The 17,840-nt window shown below is 71.3% G+C and carries 12 protein-coding genes; 6 read left to right on the top strand and 6 right to left on the bottom strand.

Annotated elements, in window-relative coordinates:
- Positions 1–97 precede the first annotated feature (97 nt).
- From ACZ7LU_RS04050 to ACZ7LU_RS04035, 4 genes are all read right to left on the bottom strand, one after another.
- On the bottom strand, positions 98–937 hold the full coding sequence (locus ACZ7LU_RS04050; protein WP_471915605.1) for a hypothetical protein: 840 nt from the start codon (positions 935–937) through the stop codon (positions 98–100).
- Positions 934–1,485: a SigE family RNA polymerase sigma factor gene (locus ACZ7LU_RS04045; protein ID WP_398299761.1), complete on the bottom strand. Its 552-nt coding sequence runs from the start codon at positions 1,483–1,485 to the stop codon at positions 934–936. The genes ACZ7LU_RS04050 and ACZ7LU_RS04045 overlap by 4 nt, the downstream gene beginning before the upstream one ends.
- Before the next feature lie 61 nt (positions 1,486–1,546).
- The gene (yicI, locus tag ACZ7LU_RS04040) at positions 1,547–3,850 is read right to left on the bottom strand and encodes an alpha-xylosidase (protein WP_471915604.1); all 2,304 of its coding nucleotides are present in this window, start codon (positions 3,848–3,850) and stop codon (positions 1,547–1,549) included.
- Positions 3,847–6,732 carry a beta-glucosidase gene (locus tag ACZ7LU_RS04035; RefSeq protein WP_471915603.1) on the bottom strand — a complete coding sequence of 962 codons (2,886 nt, stop codon included), beginning with the start codon at positions 6,730–6,732 and terminating at the stop codon, positions 3,847–3,849. The genes yicI and ACZ7LU_RS04035 overlap by 4 nt, the downstream gene beginning before the upstream one ends.
- Positions 6,733–6,995: 263 nt before the next feature.
- Here ACZ7LU_RS04035 and ACZ7LU_RS04030 point away from each other — a divergent pair, with 263 nt between their 5' ends.
- Genes ACZ7LU_RS04030 through ACZ7LU_RS04005 form a run of 6 tightly spaced genes read left to right on the top strand, consistent with a single transcriptional unit; the run spans position 6,996 to position 15,253 of the window.
- Positions 6,996–8,654 (top strand): extracellular solute-binding protein, encoded by a 1,659-nt coding sequence (locus ACZ7LU_RS04030; RefSeq protein ID WP_471915602.1) that lies wholly within the window; start codon positions 6,996–6,998, stop codon positions 8,652–8,654.
- 1 nt (position 8,655) lies between these two features.
- Positions 8,656–9,693, top strand: a complete 1,038-nt coding sequence (locus ACZ7LU_RS04025; RefSeq protein WP_470982738.1) for an ABC transporter permease — start codon at positions 8,656–8,658, stop codon at positions 9,691–9,693.
- Positions 9,690–10,625, top strand: coding sequence for a carbohydrate ABC transporter permease (locus tag ACZ7LU_RS04020; RefSeq protein WP_468302377.1), 936 nt, complete (start codon positions 9,690–9,692; stop codon positions 10,623–10,625). Before ACZ7LU_RS04025 ends, ACZ7LU_RS04020 begins: the two co-directional genes overlap by 4 nt.
- 8 nt (positions 10,626–10,633) lie before the next feature.
- The gene (locus tag ACZ7LU_RS04015) at positions 10,634–12,628 is read left to right on the top strand and encodes a beta-galactosidase (RefSeq protein ID WP_471915601.1); all 1,995 of its coding nucleotides are present in this window, start codon (positions 10,634–10,636) and stop codon (positions 12,626–12,628) included.
- A 37-nt stretch (positions 12,629–12,665) separates the two neighbouring features.
- Entirely contained in the window at positions 12,666–13,382 is a 717-nt protein-coding gene (locus tag ACZ7LU_RS04010; RefSeq protein ID WP_471915600.1) for a glycoside hydrolase family 12 protein, read from the top strand.
- A 5-nt stretch (positions 13,383–13,387) separates the two neighbouring features.
- The gene (locus ACZ7LU_RS04005) at positions 13,388–15,253 is read left to right on the top strand and encodes a rhamnogalacturonan lyase (protein WP_471915599.1); all 1,866 of its coding nucleotides are present in this window, start codon (positions 13,388–13,390) and stop codon (positions 15,251–15,253) included.
- Here ACZ7LU_RS04005 and ACZ7LU_RS04000 read toward each other — a convergent pair.
- Positions 15,235–16,254: a LacI family DNA-binding transcriptional regulator gene (locus tag ACZ7LU_RS04000; RefSeq protein WP_398299778.1), complete on the bottom strand. Its 1,020-nt coding sequence runs from the start codon at positions 16,252–16,254 to the stop codon at positions 15,235–15,237. The two genes, ACZ7LU_RS04005 and ACZ7LU_RS04000, sit on opposite strands and share 19 nt — an antisense overlap.
- 190 nt (positions 16,255–16,444) lie before the next feature.
- Entirely contained in the window at positions 16,445–17,815 is a 1,371-nt protein-coding gene (locus tag ACZ7LU_RS03995; RefSeq protein ID WP_471915598.1) for a glycoside hydrolase family 6 protein, read from the bottom strand.
- Positions 17,816–17,840: the final 25 nt, after the last annotated feature.

The following is a 17,840-nucleotide window of genomic DNA, read 5'->3' as shown; positions in this document are numbered from 1 at the left end:
TCGTGCGTGGGGGGAGAGCTTCTTCGCTGTGTGGTCTCCGCCGACCGGGAATGGGTTGCCGCCGTGCCGGAAATTTTTTCGACTTCAGGCTCCGGGCTCAGGCGAAGTCGCCGCGCCAGACGGTCCGTTCGTCCGCTGTGCCCGCATGGACCGCATATGTGTCGCCGCCCGCGTCCCGCTTGCCCGCCGGGTGGTTGAACTGCCCGGCGAAGACGTGTTCGCCGACGGGCACGGTCTTCCCGGGCCTGAGCGTCCAGCGGTAGACGAGGAAGCCGTCCCGCTCCGCGACCGAGACGGCGAAGTCGTCCTCCGGCAGGGAGCGCCAGTTGCCGGTGTCGGCGACCTCGCCGCTTCCGGCGACGCGCACCTCGACGGTGAGCGCGGTCAGCGGCTTCTCCGCCTTGATGGTGATGTCGCTCTGCGACCAGTACGTGCTGGAGCCGGGGTCGATCGAGCCGTCGGCCCACAGGAGGCGGTCCGCGGGCACGTCCTTCGGCACGTCCGGTGCCTTGGAGGACTTGGGTGGCTTCGGTGCTTTCGGCGACTTCGGGGGCGTCTCCGGTGTGCCGCTGGGGCGGCGGGTCGGGGCATCGGGGGTGCGGTCCGGGCCCGGTGTCGGCGTCGGCGTCGGCGTCGGCGTCGGGGGCGTGGTGCTCGTCGCCACGGACTGCGGGGCCGGTTCGTCGTCCCGCAGGGCGGCGGCCACTCCGTATCCGACGACCGCGCAGACGCCCGCCACGGCGGCGGTCGCGCTCACCACGCGCAGCCAGGAGGCGCCGACCGCCCGGCGAGTGGCCTTGGAGCGGCGCTCCGGCCGCTTTCCCTCGGCCATGCCGCGCTCGATGCGGGCCCGCATCCGCTCCCGGTCGGGCCGGTGTGCCTGCGCCGCGCCGCGCAGCTTCCTGCGGACGCCGTCGTCGTGTCCGTCGTCCCTCATGGGCTTCCCCCCGTGTCCGCCGTGACCGCGCGCACCCGTGCGAGGGCGGGGTGCGGGCCGAGGCGTCGTTGCAGCTCAGCCATTCCCTTCGACGTCTGGCTCTTCACCGTACCCACCGAGACCCCGAGGGCCAGTGCGGTGTCCTTCTCCGAGAGGTCGAAGGCGTGCCGCAGAACCACGCAGGCCCGCTTGCGGAAGGGCAGCGCGCGCAGCGCGTCCCGCACGTCGACGACGGCCGGTATGTCGGGGTCCGCGACGTCCTCGTCGCGGCCCGACCAGAAGAGCGTGATGCGGCGCCGCTCGCGCACGGCGCTGCGGATGCGGCTGCGCGCCATGTTGGCGACGACGCCCCTGGCGTACGCGGCCGGGTGGTCCGCGGCCCGCACCCGGTCCCAGCGGTGCCAGAGGGCGAGGAGTGCGTCGGCCGCCAGGTCGTCCGCGCCGTCGGCCTCGCCCGTCAGCAGGTGGGCGAGGCGCGCGAGTTCGGCGTAGTGCCGCTCGAAGAAGGCGTGGAACTCGGCGGCCGCGTCGTCCGCGGCCGGCGTCATGGGTGGCCTCTCTTCCGCCTGCGCCGCGCGATCTTCCGTCGTCGCGGTGGAGGCGGGAACTCTAGCCGGTCTCTCCGTCCGTGCGGGCATCGGGCAGGACCACCTCCCCCACTCCCTCCGCCGTCGCGCGTCCGTCGGCCGTCCGCACCCGGAAGGGCCGCCGGGTGCCGGACGCGAGGACGCGGACCCCGGTGCCGTGCCGCGTCGCGCGGAAGATGGCCGCGGGCCGCCCTTCGTGGTCGGGGACGGTGATCTCGGTCCGGGGCGCCGCTCCGGGGGCGACCAGCAGGGTCAGGCCGTCGAGCCAGTCGCCGTCGGGCCGCCGGTCGTCGGCGCCGAGCGGCAGCAGGGCGCCGGGCCGCACGTACAGCGGCAGGCTGTCGAATCCGTGGGTCTCGCGCCGCCAGCCAGGGCCTTGCACGGTCTCGCCGGTCAGGAGGTGCGTCCAGGTGCCTTCCGGGATGTAGAACTCGACGTCGCCCGCCGCGCTGAAGACGGGGGCGACCAGCAGGTCGGGGCCGAGCATGTACTGCCGGTCGAGCGTGCGGCAGGCCGGGTCGTCGGGGAACTCCAGGAGCATCGGGCGCATCACCGGCACGCCGTCGTGATGGGCCTCGGCGGCCGCGCCGTACAGGTAGGGCATCAGACGGTGCTTGAGGCGGGTGAACTTCCGTGCCACGTCGACGGCTTCCTGGCCGAACGCCCACGGCACACGGTAGGAGACGTTGCCGTGCAGGCGGCTGTGCGAGGAGAGCAGGCCGAAGGCGAGCCAGCGTTTGAAGACCGCCGGGTCCGGGGTGCCCTCGAAGCCGCCGATGTCGTGGCTCCAGAACCCGAAGCCGCTCAGCGAGAGGGACAGGCCACCGCGCAGCGACTCGGCCATGGCGCCGAGCGACGCGAAGCAGTCGCCGCCCCAGTGCACGGGGAACTGCTGGCCGCCCGCGGTCGCGGAGCGAGCGAAGAGGACCGCTTCGCCCGTGCCGCGCTCCTTCTCCAGGAGTTCGAAGACGGTGCTGTTGTACAGCTGCGCGTAGTAGTTGTGCATGCGGTGCGGGTCCGAGCCGTCGTGCCAGACCACGTCCGTGGGCACGCGCTCGCCGAAGTCGGTCTTGAAGCAGTCGACGCCCTGGTCGAGCAGGGTGCGCAGCTTGGCCGCGTACCAGGCGCGGGCGCCGGGGTGGGTGAAGTCGACGAGCGCCATGCCGGGCTGCCACAGGTCCCACTGCCAGATGTCGCCGTTCGGCCGCCGCACGAGGAAGCCCTCGGCCGCGGCCTCGGCGAACAGCGAAGACTTCTGGGCGATGTAGGGGTTGATCCAGATGCTGACCTTGAGTCCGCGTTCGCGGAGTCTGCGCAGCATGCCCTCCGGGTCGGGGAAGACGTCCGGGTCCCACTGGAAGTCGGTCCACTGGTGCTCGCGCATCCAGAAGCAGTCGAAGTGGAAGACGCTGAGCGGGATGTCGCGCTCCGCCATGCCGTCGACGAACCCGGCGACGGTCTCCTCGTCGTAGGGCGTGCAGAAGGAGGTGGTGAGCCAGAGGCCGAAGGACCAGGCGGGCGGCAGGGCGGGCCGGCCGGTGAGCGCGGTGTAGCGGCGCAGGACGTCCTTGGGGGTGGGGCCCGCGATGACGTAGTACTCCAGTGACTGGTCCTCGACGCTGAACTGGAGCTGGCCGACGGACTCGGAGCCGATCTCGTACGAGACCTTGCCGGGGTGGTTGACGAAGACGCCGTAGCCGCGTGAGGAGAGGTGGAAGGGGATGTTCTTGTAGGCCTGCTCGCTGCTGGTGCCGCCGTCGGCCTGCCAGATGTCGACGCTCTGGCCGTTCTTGACGAACGGCGTGAAGCGCTCGCCGAGTCCGTAGACGTACTCGCCCACGCCCAGGGCGAGTTGGGCGATCATGTGGTGGGTGCCGTCGGGGGTGGTGGCGAAGGCGGTGCCGCGCCGCTCGACGGCGGTGAGGGGCTGCCCTTCGCCGTCCAGGAACTCCAGGCCCCAGGGCGCCGCGCTGTCCAGGCGGAGGGTGAGGGGGCCGCTGGTGAGTTCGGTGACGGTGCCGCCCCGGCGGACGCGGGGCACCTCCTCAGAGGCGGCCGCTCCCTCGCTGGCGAAGAGGGTGAAGTCGGGGCCGTGGTGGGCCTTCCCGGCGTGGTGGGTCGTTCGGACGCCGATCACGCCCTCGGCGGGTGAGAAGCACTCGACCGTGAGCAGCGGCGAGTTGAGCGTGTCGCCCCGCTCGCGCACCGGTTTGACGGCGGCGTACGCGGTGAAGCCGCCGCTGTTCTCCCGCACTTCGCGGACGTCGGTCGCGTACGAGGCGTGCACCCCGTCCCGCATCAGCCAGAAGCCGTCGGTGAACCTCATGCCGTGCCCTCGCCCTCTTCGCCGGCCGTGAAGGTGATTTGCGCGAGCCGGACGGCCCCTCGCAGGCGGACGCGCAGGTCGCGCACCCCGGAGGCGGCGAAGACCGCGCCGTGGCGGACGTAGTCGTACCTCCCGCCCGTCGGCGGGACCGTGACGGTGGTCGCGGTGCTGCCCGCGATGAGGTCGACGGCGCCCTCGCCCGCGGCCTCGACGGAGACGCCGGTCACGCCGGCCTCGAAGTCGCATTCGCAGAAGAGCAGTTCACCGGTGCCGTCGTGCACGGCGCGCACCGCGTCACCCGTCGTCTTCGTGCGGTCGACGATCTCGGTGCCGGACTGCGTGTCGTAGCCGGTCGCCGCCAGGCCGTCCCTCCGCGTCGGCCTGGCGGCGACCGGGGTGCCGCCGAGACCGACGGGCGCGGTGAGGCGGATGTCGTGGCTGGAGGCCCCGGCGAGCAGGTCGTACGTGCCGGGCGCCAGGGCCCAGCGGTCGTGCCGCACGTCCCAGACCTCCATTTTGCTCAGCGGCAGTTCGAACTCCAGGCGACACGATGCCCCGGTGGCGAGGTGCACGCGCCGGTGGGCGACCAGTTGCCTGTCCGGCAGGGTGAGGCCCGCCGCGGCGTTCCGGGGTGGGCGTACGTAGAGCTGCGCCACCTCGTCCGCGGCGGAGGACCCGGTGTTGGTGACGGTGAACGCGGCCCGCAGCACATCGCCCTCGCGTGCGGCCGTGAGGTCTTCGTACGCGAAGGAGGAGTAGCTCAGCCCGTGCCCGAAGGGGTACAGCGGGCGGCGGTCCGCCGCGTGCGGGTCCGCGTACAGGTACGTCTGGCGCGAGCCGATGATGTCGTAGTCGAGCAGGTCCGGCAGGTCGGCGTCGGCGGCGTACCAGGTCTGCGGGAGGCGTCCGGCCGGGGAGACGTCGCCGGCGAGGACGCGGGCGAGCGCGGTGCCTGCGGCCTGTCCGCCGTGCGCGGTCCACAGCAGCGCGGGCAGCTCCGCGTGGGCGTCGGCGACCGCGTAGGGGTAGGAGGAGGTGAGCACCAGCGCGGTGCGCGGGTTGGCGGCGCGGGCCGCGCGCCACAGCCGCTCCTGGTGGGGCGGCAGGGCGAGGGTCGTGCGGTCCTCGGTCTCGCGGCCGTTGATGTGCGGCTCGTTCCCCGCGACGACGACCACGGCGTCCGCGTCGGCGGCGGCCCGGGCCACGGCGTCCTCGCCGCGCTCGAGGACCTCGACGGTGAAGAGTTCCTTCTCCGCGGCAACCTTCACGGCACCGGCGGCGACAGAGACGTATCCACCCGTCCCCGCGTGCTTGATGAGGCAGCCCTTCCCGTGCTCGACAAGACCGAACGTCTCCTGCACGACCCAGCCGCCCGGTCGGTCCGCCGAGGCGCGCACGAAGCCGTCGTCGGCGACCGAGAGGAAGCGCCCGTCCGCCGCCCGCAGGGTCCACGCCCCTTCGCCCCAGTCGACGAGGGCGAACTCGGTGGCGTCGGCCGGGTCTTCGCAGACGGTCAGCGGCGGCAGGTCGGTGCGGCCCGCGAGCAGCGCGGGGTCGAGGGCACCGGTGGCGGCCGGCGCCCGGTCGGCCGGGCCCGAAGGAGCGGGCACCCGCAGCCACCCCGCCGCGCACTTCAGCCGCACGCGGTCCGCGCCCTCGGCGAAGACGACGCGGTCGGCGCCGAAGCGGTCGCGGAGTCCGTCGAGCGGGGTGCTGCGGTGGATCAGGGTGCCGCTGTACCAGTCGGTCTTGCACTCGTCGGCGAGCAGTCCGACGACCGCGATCCGGGTGTCTTCGGCGAGCGGGAGCAGGGCGTCGTCGTTCTTGAGCAGGACGACGGCCTGTTCGGCTGCCTCCAGGGCGAGTTCGCGGTGGGCGGGCGTGTCGATGTCGTCCGGGGAGACGGCCGCGTACGGGCCGCCGTCCGGGTCGAACTCGCCGAGCCGCAGCCGCACGGACAGCTGCCTGCGCACGGCGGCGTCGATGTCGGCCTCCGTCAACAGCCCTGCTCGCAAGGCCCGTTGGATACGCCCGACGATGACCGTCGGGTCGGTGCCGTGGTCGGTGAAGCTGTCCACACCCGCGACGAGGGCGGCGGCGACGGCCTCTTCGTGGGAGTCGAAGTACTTCTCGGAGTCGACGAGGTTGCTGGGCGCGCCCGCGTCGGAGCAGACGAGCAGCTCCTCGTCGGTCCAGCGGCGCAACTGCTCACTCAGGTACGGCGATACGTGGTTGGGGCGGCCGTTGACCAGGTTGTAGGCGGGCATCACGCCCGCGACCGCGCCCGCCTCGACGGCGGCGCGGAAGGCGCGCAGGTCGTACTCGTGCAGGACGCGCGGGCGCACGGAGGAGTTCGACGTGTCCCGGTGCGTCTCGTTGTTGTGGGCGAGCCAGTGCTTGAGGACGGGGGCGGTGCGCCAGCGCGTGGGGTGGTCGCCGCGCAGGCCGTGCGTGTAGGCGACGGCGAGTGCCGAGGTGAGGTGGGGGTCCTCGGCGTACCCCTCCTCGTTCCTGCCCCACAGCGGGTGGCGGAGGAGGTTGACGGTGGGCGCCCAGAGGTTGAGACCGACGCGGTCGTCCCGCGCGCGCATGGCCCGCGCCTCGGTGCCGACGGCCTCGCCGACGCGCCGCAGCAGGTCGTCGTGCCAGGTCGCGCCGAGCCCGACGGCCTGCGGGAAGACGGTCGCGGGACCCATCCAGGCGACGCCGTGCAGGGCTTCCTGCCCGGTGCGGAACGCGGCGATGCCGAGCCGCTCGACCGGGGGCGTGAACTGGTGCAGGAGCGCGACGCGTTCGTCGGTCGTGAGCCGCGCGAGGAGGTCGTCCACCCGCTTGTCCGGCGGCAGGCCGGGGTCGCGGAACGGCGGCGGGTTCTCGGTCACGTCAGGGTCCTCCGGGCGGGCGACGGGCTCCTTCGAAGCGCTTCGATGCTCTGTGCTGGGTGGCGTCCATGTCAAGGGAACGACCGGGGCGCCCGGCTCGAAGGGCCCGGCATCCCAGTAGAAACTGCGGCCGTCAACTGGCCTGCACGAGCGACGAATTCGGTACCGAAGCCTTGTCCCTCCCCTCCCCGTCACCTAATCTCGCTCCGAAATCGAAGCGCTTCGACATGGGTTTCGAGTGCGCGCCACGAAGGGTTGACGCAATGACGCCGAACTCCCCCTCCCGCAGGAGCTTCCTCGCCTCCTCCGGGCTCGCCGCGCTCGCCCTGACGGGCGGTGCCCCGCTGCTTGCGGCGTGCGGCGGCAGCGGTTCGAAGAACGAGGGCACCACGACGGGGAAGAAGCTCAAGGACCTGCTGCCCGCGTACGTCGCGTCGGACGTCGCCACGCCGGACATCCCGGCCAAGAACGGCTCGGCCGCGGGTTTCACCAAGGCCCTGCCCGCGGCCGGGCTGAAGGTGTCGGTGCCGGAGCGCCTCGGCAAGGGCGGCCGGTTCACCGTCATGGCCCCCATCTGGGGCAACGTCCCCAAGCAGGGCAACCCGTACTGGACGGCGATGGACAAGGCCGCGGGCGTCCGCGTCACCTGGCAGAACCAGCAGGGCGACACGTACGGCCAGAAGCTGGGCGCGGTCCTCGCCTCCAGCCGCGTGCCGGACGCCGTGGTCGTGCCCGGCTGGGAGCTGACCGGCAAGATACCGAGCGCCATCGCCAACAAGTTCGCCGACCTCGGCCCCTATCTGAGCGGCGACAAGGTCGAGCGGTACCCGAACCTCGCGGCGATCCCGACCGGTGCCTGGCAGCGCTCGGTCTTCGGCGGCAAGCTCCGCGGCCTGCCGATGCCCTCGGCGACCACCCCGAACATCGCCCCGTTCTACCGCACCGACCTCTTCGCGAAGGAGGGGATCAAGGCGCCGACCAGCGCCCAGGAGTTCTACGACCTGTGCAAGCAGCTCAACTCCCCGCGGAGCAGGGTGTGGGCGTGCGGCGACATGACATGGGCGGCCTGGCACATCTTCGGCGTACTGCCCGAGAAGCCGTACTACTGGAAGCTCGTCGACGGGAAGCTGGTCAACCGCTACGAGACCGACGAGTACCTCGAAGCACTGGAGTGGTCGCGCAAGCTCTACTCGGCGGGCTTCGTGCACCCCGACGCGAAGGCCGAGACCGGCAACGTCGGCGACCTGTGCGCCGCCGGCAAGGTCTGGATGTACTGCCAGGACCTCTCCGACTGGTACGGCAAGGCCGCCGTGCAGCGCGTCGACAACAAGAAGTTCCGGATGGAGGCGTTCGACTACTTCGCCCCCGACGGCGGAGCACCCACCCTCTACCAGCGCCCGCCCGCCGACATCTGGACGTTCATCAGCGAGAAGGCCGACGAGAAGACCGTCCGCGACATCCTCGCCCTCGCCAACTTCACCGCCGCGCCCTACGGAACCAAGGAGCAGCGGCTGCGCATGTACGGCGTCGAGGGCGTCCACCACACGTTCGACGACGGTGTCCTGACCAAGAACGGCAAGGGCAACAACGAGGTCTTCTCGACGTACGAGTATCTGGCGTCGCCCGCGCCCTTCGTCGCCTATCCCGACCTGCCGGACGTCACCGAGGGCATGGTCGGCTGGCAGCAGCGCCAGGGCGCGCACGCGAAGAAGCCGCTCTTCCACGGCATGATGATCATTGAGCCGACCCGGTACACCGAGCTGAACGCCGAGTTCGAGGACCTGGAGAAGGACATCGTGCGCGGCCGCAAGAAGGTCTCCGACATGCAGCGGGCGGCATCGGACTGGAAGTCGGGCGGCGGCGACAAGCTGCGCGACTGGTACAAGAAGCTGCTCGACGAGTCCGGCGGATCGGCGTCCTGACATGGCGCACGGTACGACCGACGCGCGCGCCGCCACCCCCGCCCCCGTCCCCGGAGAGGCCGCGCCGCCACCCGAGACCTCCAAGGCCCGGCCGGCGAAGGCGCCCCCGGCGCGCGTCCCGCTCCGGCACCGGCTGCGCCGCGACCGCGTCCTGCTCCTGATGGTGCTGCCCGCGCTGCTGCTGCTCCTCGTCTTCAACTACGTCCCGCTGATCGGCAACGTCGTCGCGTTCCAGGACTACGACCCGTACATCGCGGACAACGCGTTCCAGGCGATGTCGCAGAGTCCGTGGATCGGCTTCGAGCACTTCCGGCACATGGTGGACGACCGGCTGTTCTGGCAGGCCGTCAGGAACACCCTCGCCATCTTCGCGATCCAGCTGGCGCTGTTCTTCCCGGTGCCGATCGCGCTCGCGCTGTTCATCAACAGCTTCGTGCGGCCGCGCGTGCGGGCGGTGGCGCAGGCGATCCTGTACCTGCCGCACTTCTTCTCGTGGGTCCTCGTCATCACGGTCTTCCAGCAGATGTTCGGCGGGGCGGGCCTCGTCGCGCAGGTGCTTCGGGACCACGGCCACGACGGCTTCGACCTGATGACCGACCCGGGCCTGTTCAAGTTCCTGCTGACCTTCGAGATGATCTGGAAGGACGCGGGCTGGGGCGTCATCGTCTTCCTTGCCGCGCTCGCCGCCGTCAGCCCCGATCTGTACGAGGCCGCGGCGATGGACGGCGCGAACCGCTGGCGCCGCATGTGGCACATCCAGCTCCCGGCGCTGCGCCCGGTCGTCGCCCTGCTCCTGGTCCTCCAGGTCGGCAACGCGCTCACGGTCGGCTTCGAGCAGATCCTCCTGCAGCGCGCGGCGGTCGGCGCCGCGGCCTCCGAGGTCCTGGACACGTACGTGTGGAACACCGGCCTGGACAACGGCAACTTCGGCTACGGCGCCGCGATCGGCATCGTGAAGGGCGTCTTCGGCCTGCTGCTCGTGCTCGGCGCCAACAAGGCCGCCCACCTCATGGGCGAGCAGGGGGTGTACAAGCGGTGAGTTCCCTCAACCTACTGAACTTCGGCGTCAAGCCGGGCAGCCGGTCCGGTCTGCGCCCGGTGTGGGAGGAGCCGCCGACGCGGGCCGGGCTCGCCACCAAGGGCGTGACCCTGGCACTGGTCTGCCTGGCCGTGCTCTTCCCGGTGTGGGTGGTGGTCGTCACCAGCCTCTCCTCGGTGCGGACGATCACCGAGACGGGCGGCCTCGTGGTGATCCCCCGGGGCGTCACGTTCATCCATTACCAGGAGCTGCTCAGCGGCGGTCAGGTGTCACGGGCCGCGCTGGTCAGCGTGGGCGTCACGGTCGTCGGGACGCTGTTCAGCATGGCCGTGTCGGTCCTCTGCGCGTACGGCCTGTCGCGGCCCGGGTCCGTGCTGCACCGCCCGATCCTGCTCGTGATCGTCGCGACGATGTTCTTCGGCGCCGGGCTGATCCCCACCTATCTGGTGGTGCAGGGGCTCGGCCTCACCGACACGTATCTCTCCTTGATCCTGCCGAGCGCGGTGAACGTGTTCAACATCCTCGTGCTGCGGGCGTTCTTCATGGGCACGGCGCAGGAGCTGGTCGAGAGCGCCCGCATCGACGGGGCCGGGGACCTGCGCATCCTGTGGCGGATCGTCATGCCCCTCTCGCGCGCGGTGCTCGCGGTGATCACCCTCTTCTACGCGGTGGGCTACTGGAGCGCGTGGTTCAACGCGTCGATCTACCTCAGCGACCCGGACATGATGCCGCTGCAGAACGTCATGCAGCAGCTGGTCCTCAAGCAGCAGAAGCCGACCGGTCTGAGCCAGGCCATCAACACGGGCCACCTGTCGCCGCTCGCCATCCAGATGGCCGTGATGGTGCTCGCGCTGATCCCCGTGGCCGTTCTCTCGCCGTTCGTGCAGCGGCATTTCAAGCAGGGCATGCTCACCGGCGCAGTGAAGGGCTGACCACACCGATGCCTTCCCTCCAGGACGTCACCCGCGGCCGGATCCTCTTCGGCGGCGACTACAACCCCGAGCAGTGGCCCGAGGAGGTCTGGCACGACGACGTCCGGCTGATGAAGGAGGCCGGAGTCACCACCGTCACCCTCGGCGTCTTCTCCTGGGCGAAGCTCGAACCGCGCCCCGGTGCCCGGGAGTTCGGCTGGCTCGACCGGCTGATGGACCTCATGCACGAGCACGGCATCGGTGTCGTCCTCGCCACGCCGACCTCCGCTCCCCCGCCCTGGCTCGGCCGGCTGCACCCCGAGACGCTGCCGCGCGACGAGGACGGCAACGTCGAGTGGTGGGGTTCACGCCAGCACTTCGCGCACTCCAGCGCCGCCTACCGACGCTATGCGGCCGCCATCACCGAGGACCTCGCCGCCCGGTACGCGCACCACCCCGCGCTCACCATGTGGCACATCAACAACGAATACTGCACCTACGACTGGGGCGACGAGACCGCGACCGCCTTCCGCCGCTGGCTCCGGGAGCGGTACGGCACGCTGACTGCGCTCAACACCGCCTGGGGGTCGGCGTTCTGGGGGCAGAGCTACGACGCCTGGGAGGAGATCCTGCCGCCCCGCCGCGCCCACTACATGAAGAACCCGACACAGGTCCTCGACTTCAAGCGCTTCACCTCCGACGCCCTGCTGGAGTGCTACGCCGCCGAGCGCGACATCGTCCGCGCGCACACCCCGCACCTGCCGGTCACCACCAACTTCATGCCGCTGTGGCAGGGCCAGGACGGCTGGAAGTGGGCGGCGGAGGAGGACGTGGTGTCCGTGGACCTCTACCCCGACCCGAGGGACCCGCTCGGCGGCCAGTACGGGGCGCTGGTCCAGGACCTGACGCGCTCGCAGGCGGGCGGCGGGCCCTGGATGCTGATGGAGCAGGCCGCGGGCCCCGTCAACTGGCGCGGCGTGAACCATCCCAAGCCCGCCGGGCTCAACCGGCTCTGGACCTGGCAGGCCGTGGCGCGCGGCGCCGACGCCGTCTGCTACTTCCAGTGGCGGCAGTCCCGGCAGGGCGCGGAGAAGTTCCACTCGGGCATGCTGAGCCACGCGGGCGAGGAGGGCCGCACCTTCCGGGAGGTCTGCCGGATCGGCGCCGAACTGCGCGCGCTCGGACCGGAGGTGGCGGGCACCCGGACGACCGCCGAGGTGGCGGTCCTGCACGACTGGGACGCGTGGTGGGCCGGCCAGCAGGACGGCCGCCCCTCCACCCTGCTCGACCACGCGGAACTCCTCCGCGCCTGGCACCGCGCCCTGTGGGAGGCGAACCTCCCGGCCGACTTCGCCCACCCGGAACACGACCTGTCGGCGTACCGCCTGGTCGTCGTGCCGCACCTCTACCTCCTCACCGACACCGCGCTCGACGGCCTCGTCACCTACGTCCGCGAGGGAGGCACGCTCGTCTGCGGCTTCTTCACGGGCGTGGCCGACGCGGACGACCGGGTGCGGCCCGGCGGAATGGACGCGCGGCTGCGCGCCCTGCTGGGCGTCCGCACCCTCCACGAGTGGTGGCCGCTGGACGCCGGCGAGAGCGTGGACTGCGGGGAGTTCACCGGCACCCTGTGGTCCGAGGAGCTGACGGCCGACGACGCGGCCGAGACCGTCGCCGCCCACCGGGGCGGCGAGCTCGACGGACTGCCCGCGGTGCTGCGCCACGGCCGCGCCTGGTACGTGTCCACGCTCCCCGCCCCCGATGCGCTGCGCGGCCTGCTGGTCCGCGCCGCCACCGAAGCGGGCGTACGGCCTCCGCTCCCCGGCCTCCCCCACGGAGTCGAGGCCGTACGCCGCGGTGACCTGCTCTTCCTCCTGCACCACGGCCGCACCGAGGTGACCGTGACCGTGCCGGGCCGCCACCGCGACCTGCTGACCGGCGAGCCGGTCGACGGCACGGTCACTCTCGGCCGCCACGGCGTGGCCGTACTGCGCGAGGACGCACGACCCGCGGGCTCGTCCTGAGCCCGCGGAGCCATCCCCCCACCCTGGAGAGAACACCATGGGACGACAGACCCGCCGCACCACCGTGCTCCGTCTGCTCCTCGCGCCCGCCCTGGCCGCGGGCGTGGCCGTCGGGCTCACCTCCGCGCCCGCTCAGGCAGCCGTGTGGAGCAGCTGCGAGCAGTGGGGCAACACCACCCTGAACGGCTACACCCTCTACAACAACATCTGGGGCTCGGGCGCGGGCAGCCAGTGCCTCTCCGCCGACTCCGGCACCAAGTGGAGCGTGCGCGCCGACCACCCGAACACCAGCGGCATCAAGTCCTACCCCAACTCCAAGAAGGTGATCGGCAAGCCGGTCGACTCGCTGTCGTCGCTGAAGAGCTCCTACAACGTCACGGTCCCGTCGGCGGGCCACTACAACTCCTCGTACGACATCTGGGACACCGACTACGACTACGAGATAATGCTGTGGGTCAACCACCACGGCGACGTCGGGCCGCTCGGCACCCCGCAGGGCACCGTCGCGCGCGGCGGCCACACCTGGAACGTCTACAAGGGCAGCAACGGCCACAACGAGGTCTTCTCGTTCCTGCGCACCTCCGACTCGTCGGCCGGCACCGTCGACATCCTCCCGATCCTCAGGTGGATCAAGGACACCAAGGGCTGGATGGGCAACGAGACCATCGGTGACGTGCAGTTCGGCTACGAGATCAGCGGTTCGGCCGGCGGCCTGGACTTCCGGACGAACTCGCTGACCGTCTCGGGCAGCTGATTGTCATGCCCAGGCTAATCATTGCGGCGGCGCTGGCCGCGCTCCTGACGGGCGGTGCGGCCACCACCCCACCCGCCACCCCGTCCAGTGGTGAAGCCGACGCGCGTGCCGCGAGCCGTGTGGCCGAGCGGCTCGACCGCGGCCTGGTGGCCGTGCCCGCGAGCGGCGGAATCCTGGTCACCTGGCGGCTGACCGGCGACGACCCCGCGGGCATCTCCTTCCGGCTCTACCGGGGCGGCACCCTGATCGAGGAGACGACGAAGACCAACTTCCTGGACAGCGGCGGCGGCGCCTCGTCCACGTACGAGATCCGAGCCGTCGTCGACGGTACCGAGCGGCCCGGCGAGAAGGCGTCGGTGTGGGCCGCGGGCCGCCACGACATCCCGCTCGACAAGCCCCCGGGCGGCACCACCCGCGACGGCGTCGCCTACACCTACTCCGCCAACGACGCGTCGGCCGCCGACCTGGACGGCGACGGACAGTACGAACTGGTCCTCAAGTGGGCGCCGTCGAACGCCACGGACTCCGCCAACTCCGGTACGTGCACGGGCCCGACGGTCTACGACGCGTACGAGCTGACCGGCAGGCGGCTGTGGCGCGTGAACCTCGGCACGAACGTGCGCAGCGGTTCGCACTACGACTCCTTCCAGGTGTACGACTACGACGGCGACGGCAGGGCCGAGATGGCCGTGCGGACCTCCGACGGCTCGAAGGACTCCGCGGGCACGGTCATCGGCGACGCGAACGCCTCGCACCTGGCCGACAACTGCGGCGTGCTGTCCGGCCCGGAGTTCCTGTCCGTCTTCGACGGGCGGACCGGCAGGGTGCTGGACTCCGTGCCCTTCGAGCCGGCCCGCGGCAGGGTCTCCGACTGGGGCGACACCTGGGGCAACCGGGAGGGCAGACTGCTCTCCGCGACCGCGTACGTCAGCGGCTCCCGGCCCAGCATGATCTTCAGCCGGGGCATCTACGAACGCGTCGCGCTCGCCGCGTACGACTGGAACGGCACCGAGCTGACCCGCCGCTGGAAGTTCGACAGCAACAGCTCCACCAACCTCGGCAAGGGCTACGACAAGCAGGGCAACCACAACCTCGCGGTCGCCGACGTGGACGGCGACGGAAAGGACGAGATCATCTACGGCGCGATGGCCGTGGACGACAACGGCAGCGGACTGTGGACCACGAAGCTCGGCCACGGCGACGCCCTGCACGTCGGCGACCTCGACCCGGCCCGTCCCGGCCTCGAATCTTTCAACGTGCACGAACACAAGGACGCGGCCTACGGCTACGAGATGCACGACGCGCGGACCGGCCGCATCCTGTGGGGCGCCAGGACCGGCACCGACGTGGGCCGCGGCCTCTGCGCCGACCTCACACGCGCGCACGCGGGCGCGGAGTGCTGGTCGAGCGGCGGCGGCCTGTACGCCGCCAACGGCACGAAGATCAGCGACACCGTGCCGTCCTTCGGCGGCGCAGCCTCGTACAACGCGGCGATCTGGTGGGACGGCGACGCCCACCGTGAACTCCTCGACCACCGCTGGTCGGGCACCGCCGGAACCGGCTACGGCCAGATTCTCAAATACGACGGCGACAGCGAACTCACCCGCATCTGGTCCGACACAGAGGCCCGCTCCAACAACTGGACCAAGGGCAACCCGGTCCTGGCCGCCGACCTGCTCGGCGACTGGCGCGAGGAAATGATCTGGCGCACCGCGGACTCGACGAAGCTACGCCTCTACACCACCCCCCACCCCACCGACCACCGCCTCCCGACCCTGATGCACGACCCGGTGTACCGCCTCGGCATCGCCTGGCAGAACACCGGATACAACCAGCCGCCGCAGGTGAGTTACTACCTCGGCACGAAGTGAGCGACGGGGCCCGTGCTCGCCCGTACCGTGAGTGCGGGGGCGAGGAGTTCCACGCCGTCCGTGCCGCGGGCCTCCAGTTTGGCGATGGTCCGGTCCACCGCTCTGCGGCCCATCTCCTGGGCGGGGATGGAGACCGAGGTGAGCCGGACGGATGCCCCGACCGCGACCTGGTCGGGGCAGATCGCCACCACCGAGACGTCCTCGGGGACCGCGCGGCCCTGCTGGCGCAGCAGGGCGAGCAGGGGTTCCACGGCCGATTCGTTCTGGACGACGAAGCCCGTGGTGCCGGGGCGTTCGTCGAAGACGCGGGAGAGCGTCGTCGCCATCGCGTCGTAGCCGCCGTCGCTGGGGCGGTGCAGGAGCCGCACGTCCAGCTCGCGGGCGCGGGCGCGGAGTCCGTCGAGGGTGCGCTCGGCGAAGCCGGTGTGGCGTTCGTACACAGCGGGCGCCTCGCCGATGACGGCGATGTCGCGGTGGCCGAGCCCGGCCAGGTGCTCGACGCAGAGCGCGCCCGTCGCCGCGAAGTCGAGGTCCACACAGGTCAGCCCCTCGGGGTCGGCGGGCAGGCCGATGAGGACGGCGGGCCGGTCGCTGGCGCGCAGCAACGGCAGGCGCTCGTCGTCGAGTTCGACGTCCATGAGGATCATGGCGTCGGCGATGCCGCTGCCGGTGACGCGGCGGACGGCGGCCGGGCCCTCCGCGCCGGTGAGGAGCAGGACGTCGTAGCCGTAGGTCCGGGCCGTCGTGGTGACCGCGAGGGCGATCTCCATCATCACCGGCACGTACATGTCGGTGCGCAGCGGCATCATCAGCGCGATGACGTTCGACTTGGCGCTGGCCAGGGCGCGGGCGCCCGCGTTCGGGTGGTAGCCGAGCTGCTCGATGCTGCGCTCCACGCGCTCGCGGGTGCCCCGGGAGATCGAACGCTTGCCGCTGAGCACATAGCTGACCGTGCTGGCCGAGACCCCGGCGTGCTTGGCTACCTCGGCTAGGGTGACCATGGAGCGCTCCTCCCACTGAGCTGCCTGAGCTGCTTGAGCGGCCTGGGCGGTGAACCGCTTCGATGCGGATCGCCCACCGACCCTATGGGGGCGGGCATGACCTGTCCAGAGGCCTGTCGAAGCGCTTCGACAGGGTGGGCCGGAGGGAGTCCGACCCACCCCTCGGTGGTTCACCTGTGCCGGCCGCTCCCTACAGCTTCGGGTGGGCGTTCCTCATGAGCTCCTGGAACTGTGCCGAGAACCAGTGCCCGGAGACCGGCGCGTCGGGCAGCGCACCGGACTTGTTGTAGCCGTTGCGTGCGTTCCCGTCGTACGTGGGGTCGCACATCCGGTCGAAGCCCTTGCCCTCGTCGTTCGGGATCTCCTTGCTGGATCCGTCGGACTCGCCCGGCGGCTTCATCCACACGTAGGCGTCGATGCCGGCCGCGGGTGCGGTCCTCGGGCGCTCGCCGAGGCCCGCGCCCGACTGGTTGCACCAGTTGCCGATGTGGATGCGGCGGTCGTACCGGCCGCCGTTGACGTAGGAGTCCACGTCGGTGGTCGGGCCCGGCTGGGTGGGCCGTGCCGCCCCGCCCCAGCCGTTGCGGGAGGTGTCGATCAGCATGCCGATGTCGGACCGGAAGCCGGTGGACACCAGCTGGTTGCGGAAGGCCTGGGCGAAGGAGAGCTCGTCGGTGTAGCGGTTCCAGTCGACCCACTTGGACTCGCGGACCGACCTGCCGTTGACCGAGTCGCCGATCCTGAAGTTCTCCTCCTTCAGCGCGCTGTAGTTGGCGGTGTTGGTGATGAAGCCGTGCACCTTGTCGACCGTGCTGCCCTCGGCGGTGGCCGCCTCGCGGAAGATCTGCGCGGAGGGGGCGAAGTTGTCGTCCCAGCCGATCCAGCCGTGGTGGCCCGCGTCCACGTAGTTGTAGACGTTCGGGACGGCGCCGAGCTTGTTCAGGGCGTAGCCGACGCCCTTCACGTAGTTGCCGTTGGCCTTCATCACGTCGCACTGGGGGGTCGCGGTGGGGCGGCCGCCGGTGTTGGTGACGAGGTTGGGCAGGGAGTCGATCTCGACGGTCGTGACGATGCGGAGGTTCGCGTACTTCGGGTCGGCGAGGATCCGCGCGATCGGGTCGATGTAGGCCGTCTTGTACTTGTCGATCTCGGTGGGGCCGAGCTCGCCGTTGGAGGCGAGTGCGGAGCAGTCCCGGCCCGGCAGGTTGTAGATGACCAGCTGGATGACGCCGGCGCCCTGCCGGAGGGCCGTGTCGAGGTGGGCGCGCAGGCCCATCTTGCCGCCCGCGCCCTCGATCGCGGCGATCCGGTCGAGCCAGACGCCGGTGGGCTGGTTCGAGATCCGGCTGCCGCCCGGCTCGGCGTCGGCCTTCGCCTTCCACTCGGGGTTCACATAGCCCTTGACGCCCGCGTACGGGTTGTCGACGCGTGCGGCTGCGGCGGCCTCGGCGGTGGTGCCGCCGGTGAGCGCGACGGCGGTGCCGCCGCTCACGGCGAGCGTTGTGGCGAGTGCGAGGAGGAGGGTGCGTGATCTGCGGTACGTGCGGTGTGTGCGGCTCATGATGAGTTCGGTGCCTCTCGGGTGT

This window comes from Streptomyces sp. NPDC039462, from assembly GCF_055639375.1.
Note: the sequence above shows the minus strand (reverse complement) of the source record. Positions and strands in the feature narration are given on the sequence as shown.

Coding starts and splice junctions, on each gene's coding strand:
- ACZ7LU_RS04030 (WP_471915602.1), top strand. CDS start 6,996: ATGACGCCGAACTCCCCCTCCCGCAGGAGCTTCCTCGCCTCCTCCGGG.
- ACZ7LU_RS04045 (WP_398299761.1), bottom strand. CDS start 1,485: ATGACGCCGGCCGCGGACGACGCGGCCGCCGAGTTCCACGCCTTCTTC.
- ACZ7LU_RS04015 (WP_471915601.1), top strand. CDS start 10,634: ATGCCTTCCCTCCAGGACGTCACCCGCGGCCGGATCCTCTTCGGCGGC.
- ACZ7LU_RS04050 (WP_471915605.1), bottom strand. CDS start 937: ATGAGGGACGACGGACACGACGACGGCGTCCGCAGGAAGCTGCGCGGC.
- ACZ7LU_RS04000 (WP_398299778.1), bottom strand. CDS start 16,254: ATGGTCACCCTAGCCGAGGTAGCCAAGCACGCCGGGGTCTCGGCCAGC.
- yicI (WP_471915604.1), bottom strand. CDS start 3,850: ATGAGGTTCACCGACGGCTTCTGGCTGATGCGGGACGGGGTGCACGCC.
- ACZ7LU_RS04005 (WP_471915599.1), top strand. CDS start 13,388: ATGCCCAGGCTAATCATTGCGGCGGCGCTGGCCGCGCTCCTGACGGGC.
- ACZ7LU_RS04010 (WP_471915600.1), top strand. CDS start 12,666: ATGGGACGACAGACCCGCCGCACCACCGTGCTCCGTCTGCTCCTCGCG.
- ACZ7LU_RS03995 (WP_471915598.1), bottom strand. CDS start 17,815: ATGAGCCGCACACACCGCACGTACCGCAGATCACGCACCCTCCTCCTC.
- ACZ7LU_RS04025 (WP_470982738.1), top strand. CDS start 8,656: ATGGCGCACGGTACGACCGACGCGCGCGCCGCCACCCCCGCCCCCGTC.